Origin of the sequence: Nonomuraea sp. NPDC049646, from assembly GCF_044465525.1 — a bacterium.
In the GTDB taxonomy this organism is placed as follows: Bacteria; Actinomycetota; Actinomycetes; order Streptosporangiales; family Streptosporangiaceae; genus Nonomuraea.
Genome location: NZ_JBITLU010000014.1, coordinates 90880 through 107589, shown reverse-complemented (window position 1 = coordinate 107589; position 16710 = coordinate 90880). Strand labels below are relative to the sequence as shown.

Sequence of the window (16710 nt, the reverse complement as noted above, 5' to 3'; positions counted from 1 at the left end):
CCAACCCTAAGGAGACGACACCATGCCGCTCGACCCGTTCCTCGAACCCCTGCTGGCCTCCCTACCGCCCTCACCGGAGGAAATCGACGACTTCGCCGCCTTCCGCGCCCAAGACCAAGCAGGCAGCGAAGCGCTCGTATCCCAGCTGATGGAGCCGGCCCCGCCCGTGAGATCACGTCAGGCCGTCACCATCCCTGTCAACCAAGGGACCATCGACCTGCACATCTTCACACCCATCGCCGCCGGCCCTCACCCCGCGCACATCTACCTGCACGGCGGCGGATGGATCGGCGGATCGATCAACAACAGCGCCATCGACATCTTCTGCGCCGAACGCGCAGCCGGAGCTGGATGCGTCGTCATCGCGGTGAATTACCGCAAGGCGCCCGAAAACCCCTTCCCAACCGGACTCAACGACTGCTACGCGGCCCTGCTTTGGACGGTCGAACACGCCGACGAACTCGGCATCCGACCCGACCTCATCACCATTGGCGGCGGCTCCGCCGGCGCCAATCTCGCCGCCGCGGTCGCACTCAAAGCCCGCAACGAGAACGGTCCGGCGCTCGCACTGCAACTCCTCGAAGTACCGGCCCTGGACCTCACCTTCAGCCTGCCCTCCCATCAGCGACTCGCCACCGGATACGGACTCACACTCGCCACCGCCACGATGTGCGCCCGGTACTACCTCGGCGGGCAAGACCCGACGAACCCGTACGTCTCTCCCCTGCTCGCGGCAGACCTGTCCGGCCTGCCAGCCGCCTACATCATGTCCGCCGAATACGACCCCGTGCGCGACGACGGCGAACGCTACGCCGAACGGCTCAACGAAGCTGGAGTCCCCGCAACCTTCTCCCTCCAAAAAGGGCACATCCACATGTCGTCGGCCTTCACCAAAGCCATGGCCTCCGCCCGCGCCTGGCGCAACGAAGTCCTCACCGTCCTACGGCGCACACACCAGCAGGCGACCGCAGCCGGCTGAGCGCGTCAGCGACCGGGCTTCCCTGGACGTACCGCACCGGCGCCGCAGGCCATCCGCACTGGACACATTGGATTCGCGTCCGCGGCGCGGAGTTCGGCGCACTGGCCACCGGACCGGGCACGGGTCGGGGCGTGCTGGCCTGTCCTAACCGGCGATGCCCTGGGCGGCGCCGAGCGACGATGAGGGGCGGTGGCGGGTAGTAGTGCGGCGCGCGGGTCGATCTTCAACGTCGAGGCGAGGTCGTTCGTAGTCGGTGGACACCTGGATCTGCGCGGCGAACCGCGACGCCAGCGCCTCGGTCTGGACTGCGCCGTGCACACCGGGGTTGTGACCTGCGACCACATAGACCCCCTCGGCGGCGGTGATCGTCTCACCCCGGTGGGCCTTCACGGTGATCTGACGGCGATGCTGGGGTCTACTTGCCAGACGTGAAAGAAGAGATCATCATCCTCTGACCTGCTAAAAGGGTTCTCCAACCCTAGATAACAGTAGCGTGGCGGGCATGGCGGGGCGCTCGTCATGCTGGCCGGCCAGCGTGATGAGCACCAGGGTGCCCGCCACCAGGAGTGTGCCGGCGACGGCGAAGGTCGTGAGCGGAGCGCTCTTGCCGTCCTCGCTCGGAGAGCCGGAGGGGGAGGGGGGTGGGGTGTCGGGCATGGGGTTCTTTCTCGTGGCCGGCTGGGTGTGTGGCGACAAAGTAGCAGTGCGTGTGCGGCTCGTTACGCTGTTCCTCGCCGCTGGTTCTGGGCCGGGCATCGAGCACGTAGGGGAAGACCAGGGGGACAGGGGTGGCCAAGCAGAAGTTCGCCATCAACACCGAGCCGCACGTCGCAGAGATCGGCGACGACATCGAGCTGCTATTCAAGCCCGAGACCATGGGCGATGAGTTCCTGGACGCGTGGCACAGCCTGCAGGAGACATACCGCGGTCTCGGCATCGACCCGGCCAACATCAAGGACTCCCCGGCCGATGTGCTGCGCATCGCGGGAACTGCCGTACGGCGGTTCATCGCCGGGTTCATGCTGCCGGACTCCGCCCGCCTGTACGCCTGGTGGGAGGTGCAGGACAAGACCGGCAAGGTGGTGTTCGACACCGGCGACCCGGACGAGGCGGCCACGCACGCCGAGAAGCTGAAGGGCGCCACCGTGGTCGACGTCGGGCTGAAGTTGCCCGAGCGGATCCACATCCAGCTCATGCAGTGGCTGATGGAGGTCTACGGGCAGCGCCCTACTATGCCGTCACCCGCATCTGCCACTCCATCGCCGCCTCCTGGACCTCCTGGGACGGTCACCTCGCGCTCCGGGGCGTCGACCCGCGCTCGTGGACGCTCCCGCGCCTCCTGAACGCGGCCGAGGCCGCCATGGACGCCACAGCGGCCGACGACGCCGAACGGGCCCGTAACCGGGCCAAGCTGTACGCTCCGCCCGTCGACCTGGCGGCCGGGCGAGGCCGGCGGCAAGCAGCCGCGGCCGGGGCTGGCGCTGGGGCTTCCTCCAGGGCGGCAGGCCCGGGGGCGGGTCCGGCGCCGGGCGGGATGACCCGCACCCAGGCACTGGCCATGATGGCCGACCTCAACGCCGAAGACGCGCAGCTCAGCTCCCGGGGCCGCACCCGATAGTCTGGGAACGCCGCTGGTTTTGGGCCGGGCAACCTGCACACCTCGTGAGGTTGCCCGGTGGCCGACGAGATCGTCGGCTCGGCCCGCATACGCGTCGAGCTGGATGACAGTGGCGTCGAGCGGCAGGCCCGCGCCACCGGCCGCCGCCTGTCCAACTCCTTCAAAGGCTCCGGCGGCGATGCGGCCGATGAGTTCGTCCGCGACGCCCAAGGCAAGCTACGCGACAGCCGCGGCCGCTTCGCCGCCGAAGGCACCCAGATCGGGCGAGCGATCGGCCAGGGCGCCGGACGCGGCGCCAACATCCTCGCCACCGCCCTCGGCGTCGCCGCAGGCGGCCTGGGCAAGCTGGTGGCCGGTGCCGGCGCCGTCACCGCCCTTTCGGTGGCTCTGGCCAGCACGACGAACTCAGCCGTCGGGCTGGCGGCCGCCCTGGCCCCCGCCGTCGGGATCGTTGCCGCGCTCCCGGCGGGGGTGCTGCTGCTGGCCGGCGCGGCGGGCACCCTCAAGCTGGCGCTGCTCGGCGTGTCCGATGCGTTCGAGGCCGCGCTCGGCGAGGAGGCGGCCAAGTTCGGGGAGAGCCTTGTTGGGCTGTCGCCGGCGGCCCGGTCGGTCGCGCGGGAGCTGCACGGGGTCAAGCCCGAGATCGACGCCCTGCGGGCCGCAGCCCAGCAGGCGCTGTTCGCGCCCTTCCGGGGCGAGATCACCGAGCTTGTCGACGCCCTGGAGGGGCCGCTCGCCGCCGGCATGACGGCTACCGCCGGGGAGCTGGCCCGGCTCGGCCTGCAGGTCACGCGGTTCGCCAGCTCGGCCGGAGGCGTCGGTCTGGTCGACGCCGGCTTCGAGGCGCTGCGGTCCACACTGGCCTCGATCGACTCCACGACGATCGAGCGGCTGCTGTTCGCGGCCAGTGGGTTCGTCACCTCCAGCCTGCCCGGCTTCGACGGCCTGGGCGGCGCCATCGACTCCGCGCTCAACCGGTTGTCGGCCTTCCTCGAGGAGGCGGTGCTCGCCGGGAACGCGACGGTCTGGGTCGACCACGCCCTGAAGGTCTTCCAGCAGCTCGGCTCCGTCGTCGCCGACGTGGGCGGGATCGTCGGCGCCGTCTTCGACGCCGTGGAGACCAGCGGCCAGGACGCTCTGGGCTCTATCGATGCCGTCTTGGAGCGGGTCCGTGAGTTCGTGGAGTCCGGTGAGGGCCAGGCGGCGCTCGTCGAGACCTTCCGCGCGCTGCGCGCGGTCGGCGGCGAATTTGGGGACGTGCTGACCGAGCTGCTGACCCAGCTCGGCAGGGTCGCCCCGATCGTGGCCGACCTGTCGGGGTCGGTCGGTGATGGCCTGGGTGAGGCGCTGGCCGTGGTCGGCAGCGGGCTGGTCGCCCTGGGGCCTGGCGTGGTCGCGACGTTCGAGGCGATCGAGTCGGCGATCGACCGGGTGTCGGAGACCGATGCGCTCACCTCGCTGGCAGGCGGGGCGTCCGACCTGCTGGAAGCGCTCGCCCCGCTCATCCCGGCGGCCGTGAACGTCGGGGTCGCGGTCGGGGAGCTGGGGCCGGTCGCCTCCGCGCTGAGCGTGGTCTTGACGCCCCTGGTCAGCCTGGTCAGCGGGGTGGCGCTCGCCTTCACCGACATGCCGGGGCCGCTGCAGGCCGCCGGGCTGGCGCTGATCGCGCTGGTCGCGCTCCGGTCCCGGGTCTCGGCCTTCGGTGAGACGCTGGCGCAGCTCCCGCAGCGGCTGTCGGCGCAGGCGGTGGGTGCGGCCACCCGAAGCGTGAGCGTCTTGCGGACGGGCCTGTCCGGGCTGCTCGGCCTCGTCGGCGGGCCCTGGGGTGCGGCGATCGCCGTCGGCGTGACGGCCATCAGCTTGTTCGGGCAGCGGCAGGAGGAGACCGCGCAGAAGGTGTCCGACCTGACCTCGACGCTGGATGAGCAGACCGGCGGCCTGACCGACAACACCAAGCAGTGGGTGGTCAACGAGCTGCAGCAGCGCGGGACACTCGACCTGGCCAAACGGCTCGGCATCGACACCGCGCTCGTCACCCAGGCCGTCCTGGGCCAAGAGGGCGCGATCAAGCAGCTCAACGCGGCCCTGGACGCGAACGTGAAGGTCTCGGCCGCCCGCTCGGGCAGTGACCTGACCGGCGCGCTGCAGGGCGAGCTGGTCAACGCGGGCAACCTGCGCACCGCGGTAGGGGAGCTGTCGGCCACCTACCAGCAGGCCAGCGGGACCGCGAAGCTGAAGGCCGAGGCCTCCCGCGAGATCACCTTCGCTGAGCAGGGCACCGCCGCGGCGGTGCGGGATGTCACTGCGGCGATGAAGGCGCAGGCCGACCAGTTGCGCGGCCAGGTGGATCCGGCGTTCGCCTTCCAGACGGCGCTGCAGGGGGTGGCCGAGAAGCAGAAGGCGTACTCCGAGGCGGTGGCCGAGTCCGGCCGGAACTCCCGGGAGGCGCGGCTCGCGGCGCTGGAGCTGGCCACGCAGAGCGCCGAGCTGGGCACGGCCGCCGCGGCGCTGGGCGACACCTTCAGCGGCAAGCTGACGCCCGACATGCGGACCACGCTGGCGGCCGCGGGCCTGACCCGCGATCAGATCGCCGCGGTGGAGCGGTCCCTACGGGACACCAAGAAGGCGGCCGATGACTACGAGGGCGACTACCGGGCCGACGTCCAGGTACGTGGCGCGGAGGCGGCCGAGCGGAAGATCCGTGACCTGAACGCGGTGATCGCCGACGTCGAGCGGAGCGTGACCATCGGCATCGTCGCCAACGTGCGCGGCCTGTCGGGGCTGCCCGCGTTCGGGGCCAACGCCGACGGCGGCATCATCACCAGCCCGATGGTGTCGCTGCTGGGTGAGGGCGGCAAGCCGGAAGTGGTAATCCCGCTGACCAAACCGGCGAGGGCCCGCCAGCTGGCCGAGCAGTCCGGCCTGACCAGCATTCTCGCCGGCGCTGGCGGCCGCCGCAGCGGGGCCGGTGGCGCGCTGGGCGAGGGCGGGTCCACCACGCACAACTGGCACATCTACGAGGCAGGCGACGCCCACCTCACCGCGGAGCGGGTCATCACCCGCCTGGTCCTGGCAGATGGAGGCTTCTGATGGCCCTGGAGTGGTATCTCCGCGTCGGGGAGACGGAGATCGCCAACACGGCCCGGCTGGCCGCCTACCTCGACAGCGTCGGCTCGCCCCTGACCAGCGTGGACGCTGCTGGATGCGGATGCCCCACCCTGACCGCCGAGCTGCTCGGCGACCTGCCGTACACCAGTCCGCAGGAGGACCGGGCGCCGTGGTGGGATCCGGACGTGCCTGAGTCGGCGGAGTTCGCCGGCGTGATGATCCTGTCCGTGGCCGGCGTCAACCGGCACCCGGTGACCCGGGCAGTGACCGGCGCGGTCGCCGGCGGCGCCGCGCTCGGCCCGGCCCGGGTGCAGCCGCTGACGATGGTGTTCACCGCGCTGCTGCTCGGCTCGTCCTGCTGCGGCGTGGAGTACGGGGCGCGGTGGCTGGCCGCGGCACTGGAAGGCTGCACCGGCCAGGCGTGCGGCGGCGACTGCGTCACCCTCTACAACTGCTGCCCGGCCGAGGACCTCGACCCGGAGGTGTTCGCCGAGCGGCACCGCCGCACGCTGCGCCGGGTCGCGCTCACCGACGGGCCCACCGAGATCGCCCGCGCCGGTGACGGGTGCGCCGCCGGCGGGGCGTGCGAGGCGGCCGGAGCCGACATCGTCACGGTGGAGTGGACGCTGGTCGCGGCGACGCCGTGGCAGTGGACCGACCCGGTGCCGATCCTGCAGGCGCCGCTCCCGGCCGACACCGGGGAGGAGTGTGTGACCTGGTGCGTGCACGGCGGCCCTGGTCAGCCGGTCGCCGAGATGGTGTGCTTCGACCTGACCGAAGACGCCTGCAGCCCGGGGGCGGCGGCGGTGGAGTTCACCGCCACCAGCTGCGCCGGGCCGGGCTGGCCGGCCTTGGACCAGGTGCCGGTCGATCCGTGCGAGGCGGCCTGCCGGCTGGCGGCCTGCCCCGGCGAGGAGTCGCTGTGCGCGGACCCGTCCTGCCGCACGCCGACGCCGCCGCAGCCTTCCCCGCCGGAGACGTGTTACTGCGCGGCGCTGGCGGTCAACACCGCCTGCTACGACCTGGACCTGTCCGGGCGGGCCGGGTGGTTCGCTGACGCCCCGATGATCACCGTGTCGGCCGGCAGCAGCGAGCTGCGCCGGCTGACGATCACCTTCTACGAGCGGACCGACGAGCACGACGGGCTCACCTGCGAGGAGATCGCCGAGCTGGAGCGGTGCAACCCGCACAGCGTCTACCACGTCTCCTACGTCCCGGCCGGCGGGGTGCTGACGCTGGATGGGCAGGTCGGCCGCGCGATGGTCGAGTGCGGCGGGGTGTGCGAGACGTCGTCGGACGTGTTCGGCCGTGACGGCAGCCCGCCCTCGTGGGCGCTGCTGGACTGCGACCGCTACTGCGTGTGCATCGACAGCGACGCGCTCGTCCCGCCGGCAGCGGACGCCACCATCGAGATCGCCGTGTCGGGGAGGGGCTACTAGTGGCCGTCGGGTGCGGTGTCCACGCCGCGGAGATCTTCGACCGGGACGGGGCCCGGGTCGCAGTCGCCGAGAAGCTGATCGAGGTCGAGTGGACGCGGGTGCTGGACGGGGTGTCGTCGGCGCGGGTGTTCGTCCAGCCGGACGACGACTGCTGCGAGCGGCTGGGCCGGGTGCGGAGCTGGCGGCACCGGCTGGTGATCTGGCGGGACGGCGAGCCGGTGTGGGAGGGGCCGGTCCGGCGGCCGGTGTGGTCAGCGGCGGGCGTGGAGATCCCTGCGCTGGACATCCTGTCGTGGCTGGACGTCCGCGTCCCGCACGAGACGATCTCGTTCCGGGGTGAGGACCTGATCGACATCGCCGCCTGGCTGATCCGGGACGGGTTCGCCCCCGACGACCCTGGCCACCAGGTGCAGATCGTCGGCCCGTCACGCATCCTGGGCGACCGCGACTACACCCTCGACGTCGGGCAGACCGGTGACCACCTGCGCGACCTGGCCGCCACCGGCATCGACTACACCGCGGTCGGGCGGACGATCGTGCTGCTGCCCGAGGACCACTGCGCCCGCGTCGGCAGCCTCACCGACGCCGACTTCCCCGACGGGCTCAACGTGGCCGAGGAAGGCGGCGCGCTCGCCACCCGGTGGATCATCCACGGGCACGAGGACGTCAAGGGCACCGCGGGCGGCACCCATCCCTACTACGGGCTGCTGGAGCGTGTCACGGACGAGACCTCTGTGCTGGACGACGCCTCGGCCGCCGCGGCCGCGCGCGCCCGGCTGCGCGCCTCCAGCCCGGCGCCGGTGTTCCTCGACAGCAGCCAGACCACGCTCGCCCCTGATGCGGGGGTGGACGTGCCCAGTCTGGTGCCCGGCTGGTGCGTGGACGTGACGACCACCGCGACCTGCCGCAACATCGCCCAGTCCCTGAAGATCCTCGGAGTGCGGGTGCGGGAGACCGCGGACGGAGAGAGCGTCTCGGTCCAGCTCGCGCCCGCGGGAACGGAGTAGCCGACGATGCCGTGGAGAGGGACCGCCGCCCGCCGCTCCCCGTACGGGGCCGTGCCGGGCATGCTCAGCGACCTGGACCGGCGCGCCCGGTCGATGGAGAACTCCCGGCGCCGCGCCGGCCTGCAGGGCGAACCCGGCCCGCCCGGTCCTGCTGGGCCGCCAGGGGCTGATGGGCCGCCCGGCCGCGGCGTACTCGCTGCGGTCGTCATCACCGACGAGCACGGTCGCGCCACCTGGCAGCTGCCCACCCTCCTCACCTGCGAGCCGGTGGTGACCGCGCTGCCGGTGGCCCGCGGGGAGCTTGTGCAGGTGTGCCTGGAGACAGCCACCCGCGAGCGCGTCACCGTCCGCGTCTGGCGCATCCCCCTGCCCGCCGAACCCGGCACGCCACCCGCGGTCCTACCGGCTGCGGGGGTGCAGGTGCACTTGACCGCAACCCCATCCCAACCGACCGACCTTGGAGGCGATCATGGCTAAAGCATGCGTGTGCGGCGAGCGGCTGGAGGTGAACGAGGACGGAGAACTGTGCGTGAAGGCCGGCAGCCTCGGTCTGCGCGCGATCCTCCACTACGCCAGCCCCGGCGTGCACCAGTTCCAAAAAAGTGCCTACCCGTGGCTGGCACGGGTGCGGGTGCAGGCCCAGGGGGCCGGAGGCGGAAGCGCCGGCGCCAACGCCGCCGCCAACCAGCTCATCGCCCGGCCCGGAGCGGCCGGTGGCGGCTGGTCCGAGAGCCTGATCTCGGCATCGTCGCTGGGCGCGGTGGAGAGCATCGTGGTCGGAGCCGGCGGCAAGGGCGGCAACGGCAACAACGCCGGAGCCCCCGGCGGCTCCTCCAGTTTCGGCGGGTTCGTGATCGCGCCGGGCGGCGACGGCGGCACCGCCAACATGACCTCCGGCACGTCGCCGGCCACCGCCAATGGCATCCCCGGCCCCACTGCGGGCACCGGACAGCACATCTCCGGTGGTGGCGCGGGCGGCACCGCGATCCGGATCAACGGCGTCGACGGGGTGGCGGGGCAGGGCGGCGAGTCCCGGCTCGGGCATGGCGGGTTCGCGCGCGGCTCGGAGGGGGCGGGCACCGTGCCCCGCGGCCGCGGCGGCGGTGCCGGGGGAGCCCTGTCCACCGGCGCCAGCTTCGACGGCGCCGACGGCGGTGACGGCATCGTGATCGTCGAGTTGTATGGGTAAAGCTGTGGCGAATGGGAACATTCGTGCCAGTGGGGCGGGCGGTCGGGCCGAATCCCCTCCCGGCCCGGCCGCCACACCGCCCCACACACCACCCCCGCCGCCCCCGGACGTGTCGGCCATGCTGCGCCTATGCTCGCTCGCCGACGACCTCCTCATCGATGAGCTTGGCTTGGAAAACCGCAGCTACAACGCCCTGCGGCGCGGCGGCCGCCACACCATCGGCGATCTACGCCAGGGCGATGACCTCGGCCTGGCGTGCCTGCGCGGCTTCGGCGCCCGGTGCATGCGTGACCTGCGGGCGCGGGTGGCCGCACTGATGGATCTGCAAGGGCCGCTACCCCTGGCCCGCGAGATCCCATCCGGATCCTCCGCCCGCCGGGAGACCGGCGGGCGCGCTCGCCAGGACGCGGCTCACACCAGGGCCTGAAGGAGGGGACGGGATAGACTCGCCCCTGTCGCTGCTGGTTATGGGCCGGGCGCTACCGCTGGTTGTGGGCCGGGCAAAGCCCACTCCCTTCACGGAGGCCCCTGTTGGCTCGATGCGGCTGCGGTAACACCCGATGCTCCTGCGTGGTGACGGCTGGCGAGAACATCGCCGTCGCAGGTGACGGAAGTACCACCAACCCCTACGTGATCTCCGCCTCCGCAGGTGGCGGCACGGTCACCTGCGACCAGGTCAGGCCCTGCCTGTCGGCCGGCACCGGCATCGCCTACGACCCGGCCACAGGCGTCATCTCCAGCACCCCTGCGAGCGTGGACTGCTCCCAGGTCCGGCCCTGCCTGTCGGCCGGGCCCGGCGCCACCTACGACCCGGCCTCCGGCGTCATCGGCGCCCGGCTGTCGACCGATCCCGGCAACAACCTGGCGCTCGGCGGTGACCAGGGCCTGTACGTGCCCGCCGGAGCAGGCTCCACGGTCATCACCGGCGACACCCCGTGCATCGCGGTCGACGGCGATGGATCGGCTGGATCGCCCATCACCGCCACCCCGCGCCTCGACCCCGCCCCAGGCAACCAGCTGCAGTGCGGCCCCAACGGCCTCCTGGTGGCGGCCACCGCGGCCGCCATCACCACCGCGTGCGGCCTGGCCGGGGACGGGTCGGCCGGCTCCCCGCTGGCGGCCAAGGTCACGGCCTGGCCGTACGCCGCCTGCGACGTGACAACGCAGGCTGGCCGGGTGTTCTGCGACGCCAACGGCACGCTGCGCTCGGAGCCGCGCGGGTACGTCTCGGCCAGCAACTCGCCGACCGCCAACCAGTCGTATCCCGACGTGGCCGTTCCAGCGGCTCAGGACACGCTGGTCGAGACCCGGACGTTCACGATCACGAACCCGGACCCGTGCCGCGACTCCTACGTGATCGTGGAGATCGAGCTGGACGTCGATTTCGTGCTGCCCGCCGGTGCTGGAGCGGCGGTCGGAATGTACACCGACGAGATGATCTACCACCGCAACACCGGGTCGTCGACGGAGAACGATTTCCACATCCAGGTCACGAAGGTCCTCGCTCAGAATCCATTCGTCCTGCCGCCCGGCGGCTCCAACGCCTTCGGCCTCGACATTCGGATGGGGCGCGGCAGCGCCGGCGCCACCTACAACCGCATCCAGACATTCATCCGGGCATTTCAGTGGATTCTGTAGGAGAGGGCCCCATGACCAAGCAGCCAACCGATGCCGTCGACCGGTACTACGTCATGCCTGGCGGTGCCGTGGGGCAGGCCACCGGCGACGGCAACACCACGTTCGTCCTGCCCGACGGCGCCCGCGAGATCAACGCCGCCGAGTATGAGACCGCGCTCGCCGACCTGCAAGCCGCTCACGAGCGGTACGTCGAGGAGCTGCACGCGGCCGACACCGAGCGGCAACGCCAGGTCTACGAGGCGCTGATCGCGGTCGGCGTCTCCGACCAGGCCGCGCGGCACCTGTCCGGCTACACCGATACCGACGAGCAGCACTAACCAGGGCCAGCCCCGATGAGCGAGGAGGCCGCGTCCCTCGCGGAGGTCATGCGCCGCCTGGGCGACCTGCGCACAGACATCCGCGAGGACCTGGCCGACCTGCGCCTGCGCCAGGAGCGCGAGTGGACCGCCGTGGCGGCCCGGCTGGACCAGCTCGTCACGCGCGACCGCTACGAGGCTGAACGCTCGGCCATGCTGGACCGCCTTGCCAAGCTGGAAAGCGGGCACGACAAGCTGGCCGACGCCCTGGAGAACGCGGCCAAGCAACGCGGCACCGACTGGCGGCAGCTCATCTACTCCGCTCTCATCCCCGCCGCGATCTTCTTGTGCGGGGTGCTCGTGCAGGTCCTCATGGCCCGCGGCGGCAAGCCGTGACGCCCTCACGCGCCGGCATGGCCCGCCTGGCCCGCGTAGCCGTGCTCGCCGGGGCGGTGCTGCTGGTCCTGGGCCTGTTCATCGCGGTATCGCTGCAGCTGCACGAGCTGCGGCGCGACTTCGAGCGCACCCAGCAACAGCGCGACGTGCTCGGGGAACAGGTCGAGGATCTCGGTGGAGTGCCCGCGGTCAGCTTCACCCCAGGGCCGCCCGGCGAGCGCGGCAGCGACGGACCCGCGGGCCCACCCGGCCAGGCCGGGCCTCCCGGCTCGGCCGGGCCGCGAGGTCCTGCAGGCCCTCCGGGACGAGACGGAAGGCCGGGCCGCAGGGGCCCGCCAGGGCCTGCGGGTCCGGCGGGCGAGCGGGGGCAGCGCGGCGAGCCAGGCCCGCAAGGTCCGCCAGGTCGTGCCGGACCGCCAGGCCCGCCCGGGCCGCCCGGTCCTGCGGGGCCCACGTTCACACCCGACCATCAAGGGAGCCCGTCATGACGCTGGTCACCCGCACGGCCTGGCACGCTCGTGCCAGCCGCGACCGCACCGAGCTGGACCGCCAGCCCGCCGGAGTGAAAATCCACTACGTCGGTTCGCGCGTCGATCCCGCCACCGCGGACGACCACGACCTGTGCGTACGGCTCGTGCGCGCCATCCAGGAACAGCACATGGACGCCAACGGCTGGAACGACATCGGCTACACCGCCTGCGTCTGCAGCCACCGCCAGGTGCTGATCGGCCGAGGGGTCGGCGTGCTGCCCGCCGCCAACGGTCCCGGCCTCAACACCGACCATTACGCGCTCTGCGCGCTCGCCGGCACCAGCGGCCTGGTCGTCCCTCCGGCCGGGATGCTGCACGGCCTGGTCGACGCCATCGAATGGCTGCGCCAGAACGGCGCCGGCCAGGAGGTGAAGGGCCACCGGGACGGCTACGACACCGACTGCCCCGGTGAATGGCTCTACGGCTGGATCCAGCGAGGGCACCTGCGGCCCGGCCAGAAGCCGCCGTCAGCGCCGCCGTTCCACCGGGTTCTGCACTACCCGCCCTTCATGACCGGGCAGGACGTGCGCACCTGGCAGGCCCAGATGGCCCGCAGGGGGTGGCAGATCGTCGTCGACGGCTTGTTCGGGCCCGGCTCCCAGGAGGTGGCGGCGGCCTTCCAGCAGGAGAAGGGCATCGCCCCGGTCAACGGCCGGGTGAACAGGGAGACCTGGGAGGCGGCGTGGACCGCGCCGATCACGTGAGCGGACACCGCCGGGCGGGGCCGCCGCGGCGGCTGGCCTCGATCGAGTTCTGGACCGACGCCGTCGAGCGCGCCGTGCGCGCGGCCGCGGGAGGGGCGCTGACGGTGCTGGCCGGCAAGGAGCTGACGATCGTCCCGGCCGCGGACTGGCGGCTGGCCGCGGGTGCGGCGTCGGCGTCGGCGATGGTGTCGATCCTGGTGTCGGTCGTGGCCGGGGGCGTCGGTGATCCTGCCACGGCCGGGTTCGCTGCGGGGTTGCCTCGTCGCCAGGTGCCGGTGGCCGCCGCTGACGGGGCAGGCAGCGGAGCGGCCGGGCGAGGAAAGGTGAAGCGCCCGGCTCGCGCGCCGGGCGCTTCACACCGCACTCCGTGAAAGGGCGGGCCGCTCGCCCCAAGCGAGCGGTCGAGGAGAGCATACGGGGCACCGCCGGTGGTGACAGCGTCATCCCACAGGTGTAGTGCTCATCTTGCACGCAGGTCACCGGGTGTGTAGTGTTCATCTCGCAACATCGTCGGCAGCCTCGAAAGGAGGTGAACAACATCATCAGCACCGACATCGACATCGGCACCGTCCGGCTCATAGGCGTCGGCGGCGTGATCGACCTGTGGGGCATCAGCCGTCCACAAGCCTATTCGCACAAGCGTCGCGGCAAGTGGGGGCCGCCAGACTGGATCGCCAGCGGCGCCGACGTCTGGCTCGCCGAACGCTTCGGCCCAGAAGTGGGCCAGGTCGACCTCACCCAGATCGACCGCGACGCCCTGCCGCCCCTGCTGGGCAACAAGGAACTCGCGCTCTGCTTCAACGTCTCCGTCCGCACTGTGGAGACGATGCAGACCCGAGGCCGCCAGGACGTCAAGACGCCGGAGCCCTACGACCGCATCGGCAAGACGCCCGTGTGGTGGGCGCCGCCCTGGGAGGAGTTCGCGCGCCTCACAGGACGCAAGTTCAGCCTCGCCAGACTGCCCCCGCAGTCGCAGCGACCGGGCTTCATCCCGTACCCCAAGCCGGGATGAGCCCCCTGCCACCCGTGATCCACATGGGCGGCTCGGACTCGTAGGGGTCCTCTGAAACTGCACCGCACACTCTCACCTAGGCCCATCGCACTCCGTGAAGGGAAATCCCATGCCGACCCAGCAGCGCCATGAGGCGCCCGCGGCCACTCCCACGCCCGAGCAGACGGCTGCCGCGATTAATGCTCGGCCGCCGAACTGCCTGGTCCCGCCACCGTCCATCTTGATCGAGGGCGGTGAGAAGAGCGGCAAGAGCTGGCTGTGCGCTGAGCTCACCGCCAGCCCGCTCGTCGGTGACTCGTTCTGGCTGGACCTGGGGGAGGCCGCGGGCGACGAATACGGCGACGCCATCACCGGTCAGATCACCTACCAGATGCTGCAGCACGACGGGTCGTGGCACTCGATCATGCAGCGCGTCCGCGAGGTCCACGCCCACGCCGCCGCTGTGCGGGCCGCCGGCGGCAAGCCCGTCGTGCTCGTGGTCGACTCGGCCTCGGCGATGTGGGACATGCTGAAGACCTGGGCAGACGTCCGCGCCCGGTCCAGCAGGAAGAACAGGGCGATCCTGGAGCGGGACCCCAACGCGGAGATCACCGTGCCTCCGAACGTTTGGACGGATGTTCACCACCGTCGGCACATCGAGTTCCTCAAGATGCTGATCACGTTCGAGGGCATTCTGCTGATCACCGCCCGAGGCCGGGAAACGGCCAAGATCGGGAAGGACGGCAACCCGGTCGTCGGCGAGACCGACTACAAGATCGAATCCCAGCGTGACATTCCCTTCGCCGTGACCGCGCACGTCCGGATGTTCCGCGACGAAGATCCCGTCATCATGGGCTGCCGGTCCAAGCACATGCGCATCGGTCAGAAGTTTGAGCAGCCCCGCCGGGTCGGTGGGTTCACCCTGGAGCAGTTCATTTTCAAGGGCTTGCGCTTCGACCCTGCTGCGACAGCACGCCGCGACTACGTCGAGTGCGGCAGCGAGCGCACACCTGAGTCGGTGCGCGATGATGCCCTCGCCGCGCACCAGGCCGGCGACCGCGAGAAGCTTCTCGAACTGCTCGCCGAGGCCGGGCACCCGGCCCTGATGTCGACGACCGTCACCGTTGACGGCGGCGACGAGGCCGGCGAACGGCTGCTCGACCTGATCGTGAGGCTGGGCCGCGCACTCGACGCGCCGCTCCAGCAGGACGAACAGCAGGAACAGCGATCCGCCCAGGCGCGGCCGCCGATCGCCCCAGGCAACCGCTTCGCACGCCTGCAGGCCGACCGGTCCGCCCAGGACGTCCCTGCCGCTCCCGCCAACGCCGGCAGCTCGCCCGACGAGCGCGCGGACGGCGCACTGCTCGACCGGCTGGACAAGGCGCTCACCGCCTGCGACACCAGGGGGGCCGCTCAGCTGGCGGTCTGCTCCGCCCTGGTCGGCCACCAGATCCGGCAGCTCCCTGACCTCACCCGCTCTCAGGCCAACCGAATCGGCCAGTACGCCCAAGCCGCGCTGGCCCAGGCGAGCCAGGTGAACAAGACGCCCCGTGAGGTCCTGACCGCCATGGTCGGCCAGGCCCTGAAGAACCGCCAGCAGGCCCAGCAGGGCAAGACCGGAAAGGCAGCCTGACATGCCCGATGTGTGGACCCCGGACATGGGGCCGGGAATGTACGACTTCGAGACGGGGACGTTCACCCCGGCCCCGCCAGCACAGGACCTGCCCGCCCCTCCGGCGGGGCACACCCCGCTGTTCGAGGGTGGCCCCACCATGGCCGAGCTGTGGAACGAGCAGCACGCCGAGAAGGGCGCGACTGAGTTCCTCGTCGGCGACGCCAACGGGGTCGGCGTGGGTGGCGACTTCGGTTTCGGCATACTCTCTCCCGCCGAGGCCGCCGAATTCGTCGCGGAACTCCAGGCGGACGGCGTCGACGTCGAACGGCTGCAGGAGAAGACGCCGAGCACCACCATCCATGGGGTTCCCGGCGCTGACGGCCCTGTGACCTACACCGGCGATGACGCGCTCCCGGGGTTCGAGAACCTGCACTTCGCCGAGCTGACCGCCATGGCGATGGGCCCCGCCACCGAGCCGGACCCGTCCCTCGCGCCGACGGAGGAGGACATCGCCCAGGCCAAGCAGTTGCTGGCCGACGCCGAGGAGCGCGGTGAGGGCGTGCAGGAGCTGGGCCACGCCGTGGCCTACCTCGACGTGGTCCGTCAGGCCATCGCGGCGCAGCTCAAGCTCACCCGGCAGCGGGCGGAGCAGGTGTATGCCGCTGCCCAGCTGGTGCACGGCACGAAGTCCGTCGGGGTCACCTTGGACGATGGCGGGCCCGCCGTGGCGACCGTCCACATCCAGGAGCCCGAGCCGGAGATCGTCTGGAACGCGAAGGGGGTGCTCGCCTTCGCGCGGCGGCACGCCCCGCATCAGGTGCGCGAGGTGATCTCCGAGAGGGCGCTCGACCTGCCCGACGTGCACGCCTACATCGCGCAGCTCCATCCTGAATACGTTCGGACCGAGGTCTACCCCGTGTACCACACGCTGCTGAGCGAGCAGCTGACCAGCGACGGTCATGTGCCGGATCCGGATACGGGTGAGCTGGTCAAGGTGGCCGCGATCCGGCCTCCGGTGCGCACTGGCCAGTTCCGGCTGGCGTACACCAAGCCGAAGGGGCACGACCCGGGTAAGAAGCGGATCGAGAGCATGTTCCGGCAGGGCCTGCTCGGCGACATTCTCTCGCTCGGTGCTCAGCCCGACCCTGAGCCCGGCGAGGCCGGCGCCTCGTCGCCTTGATCATCCTGGCCGCCCGGCGC

18 protein-coding genes are annotated in these 16710 nt (G+C 71.5%); 16 read left to right on the top strand and 2 right to left on the bottom strand.

Features of this window, described 5'->3' with window-relative positions:
- Nucleotides 1-22: 22 nt before the first annotated feature.
- On the top strand, nucleotides 23-979 hold the full coding sequence (locus ACIBQ8_RS35410) for an alpha/beta hydrolase (RefSeq protein WP_352319190.1): 957 nt from the start codon (nucleotides 23-25) through the stop codon (nucleotides 977-979).
- Nucleotides 980-1123: 144 nt separating this feature from the next.
- Here the strand turns inward: ACIBQ8_RS35410 and ACIBQ8_RS35405 are convergent, their stop codons facing one another.
- Nucleotides 1124-1369, bottom strand: coding sequence for a hypothetical protein (locus tag ACIBQ8_RS35405; protein ID WP_397194163.1), 246 nt, complete (start codon nucleotides 1367-1369; stop codon nucleotides 1124-1126).
- 398 nt (nucleotides 1370-1767) lie between these two features.
- Here ACIBQ8_RS35405 and ACIBQ8_RS35400 point away from each other — a divergent pair, with 398 nt between their 5' ends.
- The 10 genes from ACIBQ8_RS35400 to ACIBQ8_RS35355 all read left to right on the top strand — a co-directional run bounded on the left by ACIBQ8_RS35400 (nucleotide 1768) and on the right by ACIBQ8_RS35355 (nucleotide 11670).
- Nucleotides 1768-2322, top strand: a complete 555-nt coding sequence (locus ACIBQ8_RS35400; RefSeq protein WP_397194162.1) for a hypothetical protein — start codon at nucleotides 1768-1770, stop codon at nucleotides 2320-2322.
- 332 nt (nucleotides 2323-2654) lie between these two features.
- Nucleotides 2655-5687 (top strand): hypothetical protein, encoded by a 3033-nt coding sequence (locus tag ACIBQ8_RS35395; RefSeq protein WP_397194161.1) that lies wholly within the window; start codon nucleotides 2655-2657, stop codon nucleotides 5685-5687.
- Nucleotides 5687-7144, top strand: a complete 1458-nt coding sequence (locus ACIBQ8_RS35390; RefSeq protein WP_397194160.1) for a hypothetical protein — start codon at nucleotides 5687-5689, stop codon at nucleotides 7142-7144. Before ACIBQ8_RS35395 ends, ACIBQ8_RS35390 begins: the two co-directional genes overlap by 1 nt.
- Nucleotides 7144-8151, top strand: coding sequence for a hypothetical protein (locus ACIBQ8_RS35385; protein ID WP_397194159.1), 1008 nt, complete (start codon nucleotides 7144-7146; stop codon nucleotides 8149-8151). Before ACIBQ8_RS35390 ends, ACIBQ8_RS35385 begins: the two co-directional genes overlap by 1 nt.
- Nucleotides 8152-8157: 6 nt before the next feature.
- The gene (locus ACIBQ8_RS35380) at nucleotides 8158-8628 is read left to right on the top strand and encodes a hypothetical protein (RefSeq protein ID WP_397194158.1); all 471 of its coding nucleotides are present in this window, start codon (nucleotides 8158-8160) and stop codon (nucleotides 8626-8628) included.
- Nucleotides 8621-9340, top strand: a complete 720-nt coding sequence (locus ACIBQ8_RS35375) for a hypothetical protein (RefSeq protein WP_397194157.1) — start codon at nucleotides 8621-8623, stop codon at nucleotides 9338-9340. Before ACIBQ8_RS35380 ends, ACIBQ8_RS35375 begins: the two co-directional genes overlap by 8 nt.
- 118 nt (nucleotides 9341-9458) lie before the next feature.
- Nucleotides 9459-9767 carry a DNA-directed RNA polymerase subunit alpha C-terminal domain-containing protein gene (locus ACIBQ8_RS35370; RefSeq protein WP_397194156.1) on the top strand — a complete coding sequence of 103 codons (309 nt, stop codon included), beginning with the start codon at nucleotides 9459-9461 and terminating at the stop codon, nucleotides 9765-9767.
- Nucleotides 9768-9913: 146 nt separating this feature from the next.
- On the top strand, nucleotides 9914-10978 hold the full coding sequence (locus ACIBQ8_RS35365; RefSeq protein WP_397194155.1) for a hypothetical protein: 1065 nt from the start codon (nucleotides 9914-9916) through the stop codon (nucleotides 10976-10978).
- A gap of 11 nt (nucleotides 10979-10989) precedes the next feature.
- Entirely contained in the window at nucleotides 10990-11295 is a 306-nt protein-coding gene (locus tag ACIBQ8_RS35360) for a hypothetical protein (protein WP_397194154.1), read from the top strand.
- A gap of 15 nt (nucleotides 11296-11310) precedes the next feature.
- Complete coding sequence (locus ACIBQ8_RS35355; protein ID WP_397194153.1) at nucleotides 11311-11670, top strand: hypothetical protein; 360 nt, start codon at nucleotides 11311-11313, stop codon at nucleotides 11668-11670.
- 5 nt (nucleotides 11671-11675) lie between these two features.
- On the opposite strand, the gene ACIBQ8_RS35350 is transcribed toward ACIBQ8_RS35355, so the two are convergent.
- Nucleotides 11676-12062 carry a hypothetical protein gene (locus ACIBQ8_RS35350; protein ID WP_397194152.1) on the bottom strand — a complete coding sequence of 129 codons (387 nt, stop codon included), beginning with the start codon at nucleotides 12060-12062 and terminating at the stop codon, nucleotides 11676-11678.
- 92 nt (nucleotides 12063-12154) lie between these two features.
- Here ACIBQ8_RS35350 and ACIBQ8_RS35345 point away from each other — a divergent pair, with 92 nt between their 5' ends.
- The 5 genes from ACIBQ8_RS35345 (at nucleotide 12155) to ACIBQ8_RS35325 (ending at nucleotide 16690) form a co-directional block, all read left to right on the top strand.
- Nucleotides 12155-12904, top strand: a complete 750-nt coding sequence (locus ACIBQ8_RS35345; protein ID WP_397194151.1) for an N-acetylmuramoyl-L-alanine amidase — start codon at nucleotides 12155-12157, stop codon at nucleotides 12902-12904.
- Nucleotides 12883-13275 (top strand): holin, encoded by a 393-nt coding sequence (locus ACIBQ8_RS35340; protein WP_397194150.1) that lies wholly within the window; start codon nucleotides 12883-12885, stop codon nucleotides 13273-13275. Before ACIBQ8_RS35345 ends, ACIBQ8_RS35340 begins: the two co-directional genes overlap by 22 nt.
- Nucleotides 13276-13433: 158 nt before the next feature.
- Nucleotides 13434-13916, top strand: coding sequence for a hypothetical protein (locus tag ACIBQ8_RS35335; RefSeq protein WP_397194149.1), 483 nt, complete (start codon nucleotides 13434-13436; stop codon nucleotides 13914-13916).
- Between the two features lie 109 nt (nucleotides 13917-14025).
- Nucleotides 14026-15528 carry a hypothetical protein gene (locus tag ACIBQ8_RS35330; protein ID WP_397194148.1) on the top strand — a complete coding sequence of 501 codons (1503 nt, stop codon included), beginning with the start codon at nucleotides 14026-14028 and terminating at the stop codon, nucleotides 15526-15528.
- Between the two features lie 139 nt (nucleotides 15529-15667).
- Complete coding sequence (locus tag ACIBQ8_RS35325; protein ID WP_397194147.1) at nucleotides 15668-16690, top strand: hypothetical protein; 1023 nt, start codon at nucleotides 15668-15670, stop codon at nucleotides 16688-16690.
- Nucleotides 16691-16710: the final 20 nt, after the last annotated feature.